Consider the following 15,558-nt stretch of genomic DNA (forward strand, 5'->3'; position numbering starts at 1 on the left):
AAATGAACGGCCAGGTTTGTCAGATGCTTACCGGGCTTCTGCCCAGCGCTTAATTCGGGTCAATCCCGCATTCAAGAGTTCCAAGGCGGCTGCCTCGCCTTCGGCTTCCACGTAACAACGCATCTCGGGCGCATTGCCGGAAGGACGGAGATGAATAATACGGCCGTCGCGCAACGTTACCCGCAATCCATCAATATCGCTTTTCGAAGCGACGTCCCCGATGGGTTGCAGGAACTCCGTGAGATTAGCATCGGATGCGCGCAGAAAAGTCATCAATGCGGCGCTGGTTTCGACAGGGAAATTCTCAAGACGATCGGCCGCTGCAAAGGGCAGTTTGTAGGACGCAGCAACGACCGAAAGCGGCTCCTTGCGGATCGCGGCAAGCGAGAGTGTCGCCAGCATCGGCAGGAAACAGTCGCGTGTCGGCAATGCACGCACGTTGCGACCGTTGATGTCGAAAGGCGTTGCCGTCAGCATTCCGCCATTCGCCTCGAAGCCCATAACCAGATCCATGCCGGCGGCAACCGCCTCTTCCATGCCGGCAATGACGAAAGGGGAACCAACACGGGTGCGGATGACGCTGAAAGGCCCGGCTGTCTCGATGCCGGAATTGGAGGTGACCGGCGTGACGACAGTCCCGGCGCCTAGGAAGTTGGCCGCAATCAGCCCGAGAAGATCGCCGCGCAACGGCATTCCGGTCTCGTCGGCAACCAACGGACGGTCGCCATCGCCATCGGTGGAAACAATCGCGTCAAGGCCATGCGCTGAGACCCAGCTTTTCAGAAGGGCGATCGTCTCTTCGGAAACGGCTTCGGTGTCGACGGGAATGAAGGTTTCCGACCGACCAAGGGCGACGACCTCTGCACCGTAATAAGCAAGGATATCGACCATCAGGTCTCGGGCGACGGTGCTGTGCTGATAGACACCGATCTTCATCCCTGCGAGCGCAGCTTCAGGCAAGAGGGCCGTATTGCGCTCGAAGAAGAATTGCAGGCACGGCGCAGAGTGATCCTCTGAGACGGCGCGTGCACTGACGACAGTCTCGCCGGAGGCTTCGATGTCGGCGGCAAAATGGGTAATGGCGGCTTCGTCTGCTTTGTCGATTTCGCCGTCGGGGCGATAGAATTTGATGCCGTTGCGGTCCGCCGGAATATGCGAACCCGTTATCATCAAGCACGCGGCCTTTCTCTCAAGGCCATAAAGGGCGAGGGCCGGCGTCGGAACGGCGCCGCAGTCGAGAATTTTGAACCCGAGGCTTGCCAGTGCGCCAGCGCAATTGCCCGCGATCTCCGGGCTGGAGTCGCGGTAGTCACGCCCCATCAGGATGACATCGCCCTGTTCTGCTTTCTTGCTCTGCAGCAAATATTTGCCGAAAGCCGCGGCATATAGCGCCGATGGGCGTCCTTTGAGATCCGCCGACAGACCGCGAAGGCCGCTTGTCCCAAACTTCATGCGAAAACACCCTTGCGCTCTGAACAACCGTTTCTACTGTGCTGATTTGCTTGGGTAAACAGCAAAATTAGGACATAGTTAAACCGGCTGGCGGCATAAGCGAAGTATTGCCATCATTTAAGCATCGTTACCAGAGTTTTTGCTAATATGAATAAATTTCCGATTTATGACAGTTGTTCGTCGTTGCGAGATGGAAATATTCGTCGCAACGTTGCGTATTGCAGGTATAGACATTTTTGTTAGAACGGCTGTCCCACATCAACTGCGTTGATCCCGGAGGTTTGCGTCGTGAACGAGACGTCAGTCACTCTAGAAGAGAGCTGGAAGGCTGCGCTCGAAGGCGAGTTTGCAAGTCCTTACATGCAGCAGCTCAAGACCTTCCTGCTGGAGCAAAAGGAACTCGGCCGGCGGATTTTTCCCAAGGGCAGCGAATATTTCCGCGCCCTCGACCTGACGCCGCTTGAAAAGCTCAAGGTCGTGATCCTCGGACAGGATCCCTATCACGGCGCAGGGCAGGCGCATGGGCTATGTTTCAGTGTGCGGCCGAGCGTGCGCATTCCACCCTCGCTTGTCAACATCTACAAGGAATTGGAGACGGATCTCGGCATTCCGCCGGCACGGCACGGCTTTCTGGAACATTGGGCTCAGCAGGGCGTACTGCTGCTCAATAGCGTGCTGACCGTGGAGGAGGCGCAGGCCGCCTCGCATCAGGGCAAGGGCTGGGAGCGGTTTACCGATGCCGTTATCCGCAAGGTGAACGATGAGTGCGAAGCTGCCGTTTTCATGCTCTGGGGCTCCTATGCTCAAAAGAAGGCGGCTTTTGTCGACGCAAGGCGCCATCTGGTGCTGAAGGCCCCGCATCCGTCTCCGCTCTCGGCCCATAGCGGTTTCTTCGGATCCCGGCATTTCTCCAAGGCGAATGCATTCCTGCAGTCGCACGGTCGCGAGCCGATCGACTGGCAGCTTCCCGCCAATCCTTGAACGCTTTTGCATTGTTGTTCACAAATTGGAGACAATGCGTGTCGGCTTGCCGGGCTATGAGAAACGGCGGGAAGCGCTCATCTATGACCCATCCAAAGCCCGCCGAATGCGGGCAGAAAGGGGTCTCAAATGCTCGATCAAATCAAGGGTCTGCACCACGTCACATCGATGGCGGAGGACGCCCGCACCAACAACCAGTTCTTCACCAATGCGCTTGGACTGCGCCGCGTCAAGAAGACTGTTAATTTCGACGCTCCCGACGTCTATCACCTCTACTACGGTGACGAGACCGGTTCGCCGGGTACGATCATGACCTACTTCCCGTTCCCGAAGATGGCGCAAGGCCGCCCGGGTACCGGTGAAGTCGGCACCACGGTCTACTCGGTCCCGCAGGGCTCGCTCGGCTTCTGGAGCGATCGGCTGACCAAGCTCAACGTCGGCGGCCTGAAAGCCGAGGAAATCTTCGGTGAAAAGCGCCTGAATTTTGCCGGTCCCGACGGAGACGGCTTCGCGCTCGTCGAGGTCAAGGACGATGCTCGCGCTCCCTGGACACATGGCGGTATCAGCGAGGATCATGCTATCAGAGGCTTCCATTCGGTCGCCATGCGGCTAAAGGATGATGGCGCCACCGCCGAACTTCTGAAGTTCATGGGCTATGAGGTTCAGGAAGAACACGACGGTGTCAAACGGTTCGTCATCCCCGCCGGCAACGGGGCGCATCTCGTCGATCTCGAAACCATGCCCAGCATCGCTCGTGCGCTGCCAGGCGCCGGCTCCGTTCACCATGTCGCCTTCGCGGTTGAAAACCGCGAAAAGCAGCTTGAGGTGCGCAAGGCGCTGATGGACACCGGCTATCAGGTCACGCCGGTCATCGACCGCGACTACTTCTGGGCGATTTATTTCCGTACGCCTGGCGGCGTGTTGTTCGAAATCGCAACCAACGAGCCAGGTTTCGACCGCGACGAAGATACTGCTCATCTCGGCGAGGCATTGAAGCTGCCGCAGCAGCACGCTCATTTGCGCGCCCTTATCGAGCAGCATTTGCAGCCGCTCGACGCCTAAGCGGAGATAGAACAATGACTGACACAGGTTATGTGCACCGGCTGCATGCCGGTGCACCCGGAAAGCCCATCCTCTTCGTGCTTCACGGAACAGGCGGCGACGAGAACCAGTTCTTCGACTTCGGCAGGCGATTGCTGCCGGAAGCAACGATCATTTCGCCACGCGGCGATGTCTCCGAGTACGGGGCAGCCCGTTTTTTCAAGCGCACGGGGGAAGGTGTCTATGATATGGTCGACCTTGAACGGGCGACCGAAAAAATGGCGGGTTACGTCCAGGATCTGGCGGCGATACACGGCGCCTCCGAAATTCTTGGGCTCGGCTTCTCGAACGGCGCCAACATTCTGGCGAACATGCTCATCGAAAAGGGCCTGTTCGATGCAGCGGCACTGCTCCATCCGCTCATCCCTTTTCGGCCGCGCGCCAATCCTGATCTCAGCAGGCGCAGGGTGTTGATCACGGCAGGCCAGCGCGATCCGATCTCGCCGGTCGCGCTAACCGAAGCGCTTTCTGGCTATTTCGAGGCTCAGAAGGCCGATGTGCTGCTAGAATGGCATTCGGGTGGTCACGATATCCGACCGAACGAGATAGAGGCCATCAGCACATTCTTCGCGGAATATGCATGACCAAAAAATATGCGGCGAATTTCGCCGCATATTGCGTTTAGATTCTGCCTGGGAAGCGATCTTAGGCTTCGTGGTAATAGGCTGAGTAGCGGCTATAATAGTATTCGCCTGATCCATAGGAATGGTAGAGCTTCAATTTGGCTGTATCAACTTTGTTGAGTATGACGCCGAGGCATTTCTGTATCAATTCAGGGTGACTGCTAAACGTCGATCGGACGACCCGTCGGGATGTGTGACCCCATTCAATGACAGCGAGCGACGCGTCAAGCATCGGCCCGACGGCCTTGGCATCCACCACAGGGCCAAGCGGTGGCAGATCGATCACGATGTAATCGAAAAAGCCGCTCATCTCTTCAAGGAGGTTTGCCATCAGTGGCGACGACAACAAGTCAGATGAATGAGGAATGCGGCGTTTGACAACCGCTGCGACGAAGGCGAGCTTCGTCTTGCTGTCGACAAGGACCGAATCCTTGACCGGTCTTTTATCGAGAAGTGTTTCGATAATCCCGTTTTCTGCATGCCTGCCTATTGCCCGGGTTGCGCCCGGGTTGCGCAGGTCGCCATCTATCAGAAGCGTCCTAGATCCTTGCATAGCCAGCAGTTGCGCAAAATTGATCGAAACAGTCGATTTTCCCTCTCCCGGCAAGCTCGAAATGATGCCGATGATTTTGCACCGTTTCCCAGGGTTGGCCATATCGACAGCGAGCTTGGCGCTTCTGAGCGTTTCGGCAAAGGCCGAAAGCGGGTGATTGACCACATACCGCGTCGCCAAACTTACATCGCTAAGATCGCGTGGAGAGCCGGAAGTGGCAGGCGGGGGGGCGAGTTCTGCGTCGGACATGAGCGGTACATGGCCAATATACTCCATCCCCAGCTCATCTCTAACCTGCTCACCCGTTCGGAAGAACCTGTCACGGAATTCTCGAAAGGCTCCGATGCCTCCCCCAAACATTGCTCCGGCGAAAATCGCCAGCGCGATTATCAAAGGCTTCTTCGGAGTGCTTGGGCGCGTGGGAATCTGGGCTTTTGTGATTATGCGAGATTCCGTAATCGGGAATGACTGTTGCTGGGTCGCTTCCTGGAAACGTGTCAAGAACGTCTGGTACAGATTCTTGTATGTATCCGCATTGCGCTCCAGCTCCCGCAACTGCACCTGTGTTTCGTTCGCCGCGCTGGAAATGCCCGTCGCATCCGACACGCTTTCTGCCAACGACTTCTCGCGCGTTTGGGCCACTTCTAGTTCGCTCTGATAGCTCTCGGCAATACGGTTCAGTTCTTCGAACATCAGTCGTTTGTATTCGGCCATCTCGCCGCGTAATCTCACCGCCTGTATATGGTCCGGCCCAAGGCGCGCCTCCAGTTCCGATTCGAACTTGGAAGCTTCAAGATATTTTTTTCGTAGGTCGTTCGAGATGGAGCTATCCAAGACATCGGTGACGATTGCGTCCGTCTTGCCGGAGTCAATGATTGCCTTCACGCGATCATATCTTGCCTGTGCCTTCGCGGTATCCGACTGAGCCGTTATGAGGGCGCTGTTGAGCTCGGTTAGTTGTTGATCGCTGAGCAGCAATGAGCTGCCGTTTGTCGATACAGCTACAAGCCCATGCTCGGACCGAAATTTCTGAACGGCTAGATCCGAATCTAGCGCTTTTTGTCTGAGCTCATCAATTCGTTTCTGCAGCCAATCGCTGGCTCGTCTGGTCGCATCGTACTTCGAATTTAGCTTATCCAGAAGATAAGCGTTCGCAATCGCATCAGCGATACTGGCTGCGAGTTCTGGTGAAGTCGATGTGTAACTGATCGACAGGGCATAGGATTTTCCCGTCCGTTCAACATCCATGTTGTTTGCCACGTTGGTGGCAGCTTTTACGCGCCGTACGTCTTGATCAACGACGTCGTTGGTGCTGTCCGTAAACCATCGCCGAAAATCAACCGCCGATCTGATCATGCGTGTAAGCGACGGCGGGGCCGACATGAAAACCGGATTATCGAGCAAGTTGAGCTTGTCAACGACCGCTAGTCCGACCGTGTCAGATTTAAAAAGCTCGACTTCACTCAGAATGGCGCCATCGTCATCAACTTGAACGCCCATATTCGCCAATTGATTCAGAATCTCGCTGTTACCGCGATCGATCAGCACGCTCGTTGTCGCGGTAAACTGCGGGACGGCAGTGAGAAGATAGGCGATACCAAGCAGCAGGAAGACGAATATCGAAACCGCGACAACCAGCCATTGTCGCCTCGCGATCGAGAACAGTTTCTCAAAATCGATAAACTCTTCCTGAGTATCGCCGACCGACTCGTATTCGCTGTTCGGAATCGCTTTTTCGGGCGAGAGCAATCTTACCTCCATCTGAGCAACCATGGCACTATTTCAAACCGTATCGCCCCTTTGAGGAAAAAATTCGTCGTGCAGCGCAACAGCTACACGACACAATTTGGATTTTCAATACACTAGCGGAAACTGCCGATCCCGGAGAATTTATTAGATTGGGCTCGTCTAGCAGCATCGAGTCTAGCGTGCTCTGGTTAAATTTCCCAGAAATTCAAACGGTTGCCCTCAGAGGCCGCCGCCTGCGAGGTTGCGAAATATTGCATTGGCAACGGCGATTTGCCTGTGTGCAGTGCAAAAAAAGCCAGCGCTGCCATTGTTTCGCGTTTCTGACACGTTAACCTGTTGAACTATGAAAACGGGCAGCCGCAGCCGCCAAGCTAATGAGAAAACGCATAGCTCGTCGAGTTTGGTCGTAGATAAAACCGATGATTGGGTAACAGGGGTGGCGGGTCCGATGCGCAGCATATTGTTAGGTGTCGCAATTATATTCGGTGTTAATGACGTGATGGCGTCCGCGGTGGAACTGAAGATCGTAAGCTTCGGAACGTCCTTGACGGACATCGGCGGTTGGCAACCCGCCCTGCAGAGGCAGCTATCGTCCTGTCTCGAGCGGGAGGTCAAAGTGACAAAAGTCGCGATGAGCGGTGCCACCTCATATTGGGCGAAAGCGCATCTCGACAGTGTTGCGGCGCAGAAACCAGACATCGTTTTGATCGAGTTTTACGCGAATGATGCGACGCTCCATCGTTTTGTCTCTGTGGCCGCCAGCCGAAAGAACATGGCCTACATTCTCGATGAATTGCGCAAGAGACTTCCCCACGCCCGGATCATCGCTATGGCCATGAACCCATTTTCCGGGATTCGCGGGGCCATCCGGCCGTTCGTTGATGATTATATCGAGGCACACAAGCAGGAGGCGCAAAATAGACACCTGGAGTTTGTAGATTTTCGTGGTCTCTGGATGCAGCTTGCGCCTGCGGAACGCGAGCGGGCGATACCCGATGGTGCACATCCAAAGCCAGAGGCGGCAACGCCGATCATTGTTCCCGAGCTCGTTAATCGCATTTCGGGCTCAGCGTGCAAACAATAGCCGTCATCGTCCGGACTATCGTCTGTCGAGGACGTGAACTCCTTCATTCACCGGCAATTTGAAGCAGAATTGCAGTCATCGGAGATTTTGCAGATGCATAGACGCGAGCTTCTGAAAGCTGCTGCTGGCGCAGCTATCGGCGTGATGAGCTATGGATATCTAAATGAGGCATCCGCGCAAATCGAAGATTCACTGAGAAGTCTGGCGGATAGAAAGGGTTTTCGATTCGGCAGTGCCATCGACTACCAGAATCTACAGGACGAATGGCTCAAGAATCTCTACCGAACACATTGCAACTCGCTGACTGCCCGCAATGCAATGAAATGGGTAGGGACCGAACGCTCACCTGGAAAATTTGCCTTCGGTCAAGCCGACGCCATTGTCGCCTTTGCGGAAGCTGAAGGCATGAAGAGCTATGGTCACACGCTGGTGTGGAAAAACGTTCCCGGTTGGGTTTCGCGAATTAAGGATGCAGCGGAGGCGCGCAAGGTTATGTTGCGTCATGTTCGCACTGTCGTTGATCATTTCAAGGGTCGGGTCGACGCCTGGGACGTCGTCAATGAACCGATGGAATATGATGCTGCGGAGATGCGATCCTGGACAATTCAAAATTTGCTCGGAGACGACTACGTTACAGAGAGTTTCTTGGCAGCCCACGAGAGTGACCCAGATGCGGTCCTTGTTCTGAATGAAGCTCATCTGGAAAAGGCGGGTGCGAATTTTGAAGAACGACGTAATTTGCTGCTGAAACTGATAGAGGCGCAGCTTGCAAAGGGTGCGCCGATCCACGCGGTTGGACTCCAGGGGCACTTTCGCCCGGGCATTGACAAGCTCGATGAAGCAGCTGTTGCACGGTTCTGTGGAGAGCTGAAGGATATGGACCTCTCCGTATTTATCACGGAACTCGATGCTTCATGCCGCTTCACCTATGCAGACAAGAAGTTCAACGAAGCCGATTATGGCAAAATCTTCGAGTCTTTCGTCGCCACTGTAGCGGAAAGCGGTAACTTGAAGGGTGTGACGGTCTGGGGCCTGGCCGAGAGGTACGGCGAGCTGGAGCCGAAGCCCGTAGGTGCGTGTCGCAAGTACATTAACCTTTATGACGACAATAACGAGCCTAGAAGTACAGTAGAGGGTCTCACGGCTGCCCTGAACAGTCTATAAACCCGTCCAGCAGCAACATCCGGAAGTCTATCGTGAAAAATGTCGCCATCTACATCGAAACTTTTTTGCCTCCAAGCCAGTCGTTCATTATCAATCAAGCGCAATCCTTCCGGAATTACAATGCTACAATTCTCGCAGGAGCAAGGGTTAGCTCTGCCCATACCCAGCAGGCGAAGATAGAGGTGCAAGATATCAGAAGTTCGCCTCGCATGCGTGCGGGTGAACTACTCTTGAAGATTCCTCGGATCGGTATCCCCGCACTCTTTCCAGTCACAAAAAAAGCCGACCTCATCCACGCCCATTTCGGTAAGAATGGGTACGTGATCGGGCCGCTGGCGCGGGCTGCCGGATTGCCGCTCATCACCACCTTTCACGGCTTTGACGCGACGTATACAGGTGACCCCAAAGGTCCGGGTGGCTTCAACCAGGTGCGCTTCTTCTCGCGCGGCCGCAAACAGATGGCTGGTTGGAACGGATGGAATATCGCGGTATCTGACTTCATTCGCGAGCGGCTGTTGGAAATCGGCTTTCCGGAACAACGGATATTGCGCCATTACATCGGCTTGGACCTGACGATGTTCAAAGGCTCGCCCACGAAACGCCGCAAGGGATTGGTTGTCTCGGTCGCACGTTTCATTGAATACAAGGGTCATCGGCACATGATCGAGGCGCTCTCTCATGCTGCAGCGCAAGGTAATCCTATCGAATTCGTCATGGTTGGAGACGGCCCATTAAGGGGGGAAATCGAGGCTTTGGCGCGCAAAAGCTTGCCAAAGGTGACGATTTATGAAAACCTTTCGCAGTTGCACATAAGAAATCTGCTTGCCGAAGCCGAACTCTATTTACATGGGAGTGTGACTTTGGAAAATGGTCATGCAGAGGCTTTTGGTCTCGCAAATTTGGAAGCTCAGGCCGTTGGGACGCCGGTTGTCGCCTTTCGTTCAGGCGGAGTTGGCGAGGCTGTCGAAGATGGTGCCACGGGTTTCCTGGTTGCCGAACGAGACACTATCGGAATGTCAAACGCGATAGGACGCCTTTTGAACAATGCGGATATGTGGGACGCTTTTAGCGCCCGAGCTTCGGCGATGGTTTCGGAAAAATTTGACATTCTTCATCAGACCCGACTGCTCGAAGACTATTATGACGCGGTTCTTGATGAGTTTGCGGCAGCGAGGCGTGCGTAATGGGTAAGAATGGAAAGCAGCCTAAATGGGGCCTCTATTCATTTCGTCGATGGCGCAACGCGATCGTTAAATTGAAGTGGCTCTACTACACAAAATTCTGGGGAATGGACATCCATCCAACCGCCAGCTTTTCCTTGAGCGTACGATTCGACAAGACGAATCCCAAGGGTATGCATATCGGAGAAGAAACCTACGTTGCATTTGAAGCCGCAATACTGACCCATGATCTTACACGTGGCCTTTTTCTTGACACACGGATCGGCAAGAGGTGCTTTATAGGTGCGAGAAGCATTATTTTGCCAGGAGTTGAGATAGGTGACGAATGTGTCATCGGCTCCGGCGCTGTTGTGACGAAGAGTGTACCTCCTCGGTCACTTGTGGTCGGCAATCCCGCCAAGATTATTAGAAGCGATATCAAGATTATTTCACGTTACGGACGTATGGCTGTCGACGAACCTGCTGAATGATTTCGTCCAAACCTTCTGGCAATTGACGTCGGAGACGAAGCAGGGTGAGCGCAAAACATGAACTATTCACAGAGAATTAATATGGATGAAGCGAGAAGGGAGATTGAACCTCTCCCCGTCGTTTATTTCTCACTGTCTTTTCCTGAGCTCAGCCAGACATTCGTATTTAACGAAATCCGCAGCATTGCTGAACTTGGCGGGGATATTCGGGTTCTTGCCTGCAAGTCACCTTCGGATAATCGCTCGAATCTACCGAAAGCCTATGGCTACGAAGATCGGGTCGATACCATTTTCGCCGGGGCTGCGAGGTCCAGTCGGACACGTCGATTGTTGGCGGCAGCGAAAGCTGCGTCAAAGCTGCTGATGAGGAACCCTACATTGCTTCCGAATGTTCTGTCGGCCGCGCGGAGTGGCGATTCGGTGGTGCCGTTCTCCGTGAAGCTTGCCATTGCGGTCAGACTACAGGCGCAGCCCGACAGTATAATTCATTGTCATTTCGGACCTGCCGGCAAAGTCATTGCTGAGTTGAAAAAACACGGATTGGTCAAGTCGCCTATGACGACCGTCTTTCACGGTTACGACATTACGCAGTATATAGTTGAATCAACGGATGCTTATAAGACGTTGTTCTCTGAGGCGGACCTGTTGATTCCGATCAGCGATTTCTGGCATCGCCGCCTTACAGAGCTTGGGGCTCCCTCCGATAAGGTGCGCACCATCCGCCTTGGCGTCGATTGCAATGCTTTCGAATATAAGCGCCGCGCTGCGGCCCCCGGCGAAACGACGCGATTCATTACGATCGGTCGAATGACGGAGAAAAAAGGCCATCGTTACACGATTGAGGCTTTCAAGGCTTTGGCCGACCGTCGGCCTGACCTCAATATTTGCCTCGACGTCATCGGAGACGGGCCGGATCATCAAGAGATTCGAGCGATCACAGCCGGATGGCAATCCGATGCCAAGATCACCTTGCATGGAGCGCTTGCGCATCAGGATGTCAGGGCAATGTTAGATCGATCGCATATCTTCGTATTGCCCAGTGTGATCGCTGCCAATGGCGACATGGAAGGTATTCCTGTTTCTATCATGGAAGCAATGGCGATGGGACTGCCTGTGATCAGCACGCGCCATAGCGGCATCCCGGAGCTCGTAGAGGACGGCTTGTCAGGCATCCTCGTTGACGAGCGCGATGTTGTCGCACTGTCGGCCGCAATGGAAAGGCTCGGATCTGAGCCAGAGCTTCCGTTGGCGATGGGCAAGGCAGGCCGTGCCATCATTGAGCGCGAATATAATGAGCAAACACAAGCTCGCGTTCTGATGAACGCGCTTTCCAAAATCTCATCAAAAGAATAGGTCGATTGATGCATGTGGTTATTGAAAATACCGTATGTCTGAACGCAGGCGATGCTGCGATCCTGATCGCGATTATGCGGATAATACGCGAGACTTTCGGGGATGACGTTCAGTTTTCGGTGTTTGATAGCGATCCCGAGATCGCGCGGCGATACTATTCAGGGATCGATTTCTATCCCCTGACGACATCTCTCTTGGCAACGAAACCGGTGCTGACGTTCCTCGGCCAGCAGTGGAGCATAAGGCTTCGTCGCAATATCGACCGGATCAAGCGTCGCGAGTTTCGACGTATGCTTGCGGCCATGTCCGGCGGACGTAAGGCGGGGGGAGGTCTTTTGCTGGATCCGCAAATCGCTCGCAATATCGAGATCTATTCTAAAGCCGATATAGTGATCTCGACGGGCGGCACTTACCTTGTCGAACGCTATGGTCTCGATGAGCGTATCGAAGAGTTTGAAAAGGATCTGGCTCTCAAAAAACCGCTTGTGCTGTTTACGCAGTCGCTGGGTCCGTTTAAGCAGCCTAAGAATAAAGCGGCTGTCAAAAAGGTCCTGGACCAGGCGCGCCTTGTCCTTCTTCGCGACGCCCGGTCACAGCAGTATCTGCGCGACATCGATATCGCGCACGACAGGCTGCAGGTCGTGGCTGACAGCGTTTTCGCGCTCGCGGATATCGAGCGCCTCTCCACGCCATTGCGCGCGAGGGTCGGTGAAAGGTTGCGAGTGGCGGTCTCTGTTCGCGATTGGGCGCATTTTGAAGGGCGAAGCCCCGCAGAAGGTATGGAGCGTTATCTTGACGCGGTCGCCGGGGCAGTGGCTACGCTGGTGCGTGATGACAATGCCGAAATCGTATTTCTTTCGACGTGCCAAGGCATTCCCGAGTATCGATACGATGATTCCGCCGTCGGCCAGCGCATTTTTGAACGATTGGATGAGGAAACGCGCAAATCCGTCAGTGTGGACCGCGCTTTCCATGAGCCTGAAGATTTGCTCGCCCAACTGAAAGGATTCGATTTCGTTATCTCAACCCGAATGCACATGGCGATCTTGTCGCTTTGCGCCGGGGTACCCGTTCTGCCGATCGCTTACGAATTCAAGACCACCGAGCTTTATAACGCGCTGTCGCAAGGGGAGTGGGTAACAGACATATCTCATATCGAACGGGAATCGTTCGTGGCGCTTGCGCGTCGCTTCAGTAATAGTTTGGCAGATTTCTATTCAAAGGTCGCACCGTTCGTCGTCGAGCAATCCCGTTCTGCCCGGTCGGCCGGCGGTCTGATTGCTGCCAGTATCGGTGCATCACAAAAAGTCACTGAAGAAAAAAGGTCCGCAATGTGATGGGCGATCCGTTGGAAGCAAAATCTGGCGCTGTCGGAAAAAAGACTGTCAAAGCATCAATCTGGCTCCTGACGGGTGTCTTCTATAGCCGCATTGCCAATCTGGCGATGATTGTCGTCCTTGCACGCATATTGGTACCAGCCGATTTTGGTCTCGTCGCACTTGGCACAACGCTGCTGACAATTCTTTTGGCCGTCACCGATTTGTCGCTTGCAAATGCTCTCATTCACCATAAGGAACCGGCAAAGGCAGATTTCGACACTGCCTTTACGTTGAGCGCTATTCGTGGAGCAATCCTGGCGCTGATCATGGTTGTTAGCGGCTTTGTGATGGCAGACATATACCATGATCCGCGGCTGATTGGTGTGTGTGTGGGTCTGTCTATAAGACCTTTATTGAACGGCTTCCGCAGTCCCAACTTCGTTCGTTATGCCATAGACCTAGATTTTAAGACGATATCGATATCAGAGGCGCTGGAATACACAGCGCAGCTCGTCGTCTCGGTCGCCGTTGCATTTGTCACTGAAAGCTATTGGGCCATCGTCGCCGGAGCTGTCGCTGCGTCAGTATCAGGAATAATAACGTCTTATTATTATTCTCCGTACAAGCCTGGTCTTTCTGTTGCGTCCTGGCGCAAGATAATCGGCTTCTCGATATGGCTGACATTTAACCAGTTTGTCTCAATAGTTGGCAACCGGTTCGACAATTTCCTTGCGGGCGGCGTCCTCGGAGTAGCAACCTTTGGTGCCTATTCTGTGGGAAACAATATCTCTCAGATGATCACCCAATCCGCGACGCAGCCGTTGGAGCGGGTGTTGTTTCCAAGTTTTGCTAAGATGACCAATGACAAAGCGCGTCTTGCTGAGGCCTATCAAAAGAGTCAGGCGTCGCTATTTGCGATTGGGATGCCTCTTGGCGTGGGCCTCGCACTTGTCGCTGATCCATTCGTTTATCTTATGCTCGGTCCCAACTGGAACGTGGCGGTCGAAGTGATCCGGTTTATCGCACCTGTTCTTGGCATTCAGATTGTCTTTGGACCGGCGAATGCGCTTGCATATGCGGTCGGTGCTACGCGAGGACTATTTAATCGCGGCATGATCCTGTTGCTGCTGCGCGTACCGGTCGTGATATTGGGCCTTTATTTCTATGGGCTTACGGGCCTTCTTGTCGCTCGGACTATTTCTGGCGGCCTGTTTCTATCCGTGGCTAATTTTTACCTCATTCGCTCACTGAGCGGATTGAGTACCTGGCAGCAGTTGACTGTGACGTGGCGTTCATGGGCGAGCGGTGTGGCAATGGTCGTGATTGTCCTGCTGGCTGACAATTTCATGGACCCGATCAGCAGCACCACACAAGCATCGATTGCTCTTGTGCTCATGTCTGTTCTCGGATCGGTTGTGTATTGTGCGATGCATGCCGGCCTTTGGATACTTGCCGGAAAATCCCCAATAGGAATTGAAACTGAAGTTGCGAAAATTTTGAAGCGAGTGCTTCAGGCTGTTCAAAGTCGTCGCGGGAAATTTGCTTGACCGCTTTAACGGAACGAGGCGATGCATGACGAGTGAAATTGTTATTTCCGTGCTTTTCGCATGCCACAATGGCGAGAAGAGGTTGCGACGCACCCTTGATTCTTTTGCGGCTCAGGATCTTCCGTTCGATCGGTGGGAGCTTATCGCTGTCGATAACAATAGCAACGACAAGACGTTTGCGATCTTCCAGGATTATCGTTTCCGGTTGCCGATTGTTCCAATGCAGCATTCTGCACCAGGCAAGTCTCGTGCGTTAAATGCCGGCCTCGAGCGAGTTCGCGGACGACTTCTTGTACTGACAGATGATGATGTGCGCGCTGAAAGCAATTGGCTGAGTTCGTTCTGTCAGTGCGCTGACCTTAATCCGGACTATTCAATCTTTGGCGGGAGGATCATCCCCGAATGGGAAAGTTATCCCAAGGACGATCCGTTGATGAATTGGATCCCCATGGGGTCGACCTTCGCGATCATTGACGAGCTTCAAAGCAAACCATGTGAAGCAAATATGGTTTGGGGACCTAATACCTTGATCCGGCGAGAATCCATCCCATCCGGTACCCGCTTTCGGGAAGATATCGGGCCCTTGGCTGGCGGTGTCTATCCGATGGGGCAGGACCAGGAATTCATAATGCGTTTATCGAAACAAAATTTGAAAGCATACTATTGCGCCGAAGCAATTGTGCACCATTGGATTCCTGCATCCAACGTCAAAGAGGAGTGGGTGCAGCGCCGCGGTGAACGACTGGGTTATGGAGTTCCGGCACTTTTCCCCGATGAGATCCCTGTAGGCCCCAAGATCAAGGGGATTCCTTTATCTACATGGCTCGAGAGCATTCACTGGTCTCTACGGGCGGCATTGCTTTACTACCTGCCGCGCTCCAAGTGGCGGTTTTGGGCGATTTGGAAATATTATTACATGCGCGGATATAGAGCCGGTATTCGACGGTTCGCGCCAACGACGATTTCTCAGCCATGAGTGGG

General features: G+C 54.0%; 13 protein-coding genes. 11 read left to right on the plus strand and 2 right to left on the minus strand.

What is annotated here, in order from left to right; translation table 11 throughout:
• Nucleotides 1-27: 27 nt before the first annotated feature.
• Nucleotides 28-1,452 carry a phosphomannomutase gene (locus AC1DUP_RS32420; RefSeq protein WP_477836783.1) on the minus strand — a complete coding sequence of 475 codons (1,425 nt, stop codon included), beginning with the start codon at nucleotides 1,450-1,452 and terminating at the stop codon, nucleotides 28-30.
• A gap of 288 nt (nucleotides 1,453-1,740) precedes the next feature.
• Between AC1DUP_RS32420 and ung the strand changes: the two genes are divergently transcribed.
• The 3 genes from ung (at nucleotide 1,741) to AC1DUP_RS32435 (ending at nucleotide 4,118) form a co-directional block, all read left to right on the plus strand.
• Nucleotides 1,741-2,433 carry a uracil-DNA glycosylase gene (ung, locus tag AC1DUP_RS32425; RefSeq protein WP_477836784.1) on the plus strand — a complete coding sequence of 231 codons (693 nt, stop codon included), beginning with the start codon at nucleotides 1,741-1,743 and terminating at the stop codon, nucleotides 2,431-2,433.
• Between the two features lie 129 nt (nucleotides 2,434-2,562).
• Nucleotides 2,563-3,495 carry a VOC family protein gene (locus AC1DUP_RS32430; RefSeq protein ID WP_477836785.1) on the plus strand — a complete coding sequence of 311 codons (933 nt, stop codon included), beginning with the start codon at nucleotides 2,563-2,565 and terminating at the stop codon, nucleotides 3,493-3,495.
• 14 nt (nucleotides 3,496-3,509) lie between these two features.
• A complete protein-coding gene (locus AC1DUP_RS32435) occupies nucleotides 3,510-4,118 on the plus strand; it encodes an alpha/beta hydrolase (protein ID WP_477836786.1) in 609 nt (202 codons plus the stop codon).
• A gap of 61 nt (nucleotides 4,119-4,179) precedes the next feature.
• Here AC1DUP_RS32435 and AC1DUP_RS32440 read toward each other — a convergent pair whose 3' ends face one another.
• On the minus strand, nucleotides 4,180-6,459 hold the full coding sequence (locus tag AC1DUP_RS32440; protein ID WP_477836806.1) for a polysaccharide biosynthesis tyrosine autokinase: 2,280 nt from the start codon (nucleotides 6,457-6,459) through the stop codon (nucleotides 4,180-4,182).
• A gap of 448 nt (nucleotides 6,460-6,907) precedes the next feature.
• On the opposite strand from AC1DUP_RS32440, the gene AC1DUP_RS32445 reads away from it, so the two are divergent.
• The 8 genes from AC1DUP_RS32445 (at nucleotide 6,908) to AC1DUP_RS32480 (ending at nucleotide 15,553) form a co-directional block, all read left to right on the plus strand.
• Nucleotides 6,908-7,543 (plus strand): SGNH/GDSL hydrolase family protein, encoded by a 636-nt coding sequence (locus AC1DUP_RS32445; RefSeq protein ID WP_477836787.1) that lies wholly within the window; start codon nucleotides 6,908-6,910, stop codon nucleotides 7,541-7,543.
• A 93-nt stretch (nucleotides 7,544-7,636) separates the two neighbouring features.
• The gene (locus tag AC1DUP_RS32450; RefSeq protein ID WP_477836788.1) at nucleotides 7,637-8,707 is read left to right on the plus strand and encodes an endo-1,4-beta-xylanase; all 1,071 of its coding nucleotides are present in this window, start codon (nucleotides 7,637-7,639) and stop codon (nucleotides 8,705-8,707) included.
• A gap of 32 nt (nucleotides 8,708-8,739) precedes the next feature.
• Nucleotides 8,740-9,891, plus strand: coding sequence for a glycosyltransferase (locus AC1DUP_RS32455; protein WP_477836789.1), 1,152 nt, complete (start codon nucleotides 8,740-8,742; stop codon nucleotides 9,889-9,891).
• Nucleotides 9,891-10,358: an acyltransferase gene (locus AC1DUP_RS32460; RefSeq protein WP_416068162.1), complete on the plus strand. Its 468-nt coding sequence runs from the start codon at nucleotides 9,891-9,893 to the stop codon at nucleotides 10,356-10,358. The genes AC1DUP_RS32455 and AC1DUP_RS32460 overlap by 1 nt, the downstream gene beginning before the upstream one ends.
• 57 nt (nucleotides 10,359-10,415) lie before the next feature.
• Nucleotides 10,416-11,711, plus strand: coding sequence for a glycosyltransferase (locus AC1DUP_RS32465; RefSeq protein WP_477836790.1), 1,296 nt, complete (start codon nucleotides 10,416-10,418; stop codon nucleotides 11,709-11,711).
• A gap of 8 nt (nucleotides 11,712-11,719) precedes the next feature.
• Nucleotides 11,720-13,048: a polysaccharide pyruvyl transferase family protein gene (locus AC1DUP_RS32470; RefSeq protein ID WP_477836791.1), complete on the plus strand. Its 1,329-nt coding sequence runs from the start codon at nucleotides 11,720-11,722 to the stop codon at nucleotides 13,046-13,048.
• Nucleotides 13,048-14,577 carry a lipopolysaccharide biosynthesis protein gene (locus AC1DUP_RS32475; protein ID WP_477836792.1) on the plus strand — a complete coding sequence of 510 codons (1,530 nt, stop codon included), beginning with the start codon at nucleotides 13,048-13,050 and terminating at the stop codon, nucleotides 14,575-14,577. Before AC1DUP_RS32470 ends, AC1DUP_RS32475 begins: the two co-directional genes overlap by 1 nt.
• A gap of 25 nt (nucleotides 14,578-14,602) precedes the next feature.
• On the plus strand, nucleotides 14,603-15,553 hold the full coding sequence (locus AC1DUP_RS32480; protein ID WP_477836793.1) for a glycosyltransferase family 2 protein: 951 nt from the start codon (nucleotides 14,603-14,605) through the stop codon (nucleotides 15,551-15,553).
• Nucleotides 15,554-15,558: the final 5 nt, after the last annotated feature.

The organism is Rhizobium sp. 01L419, from assembly GCF_056400025.1.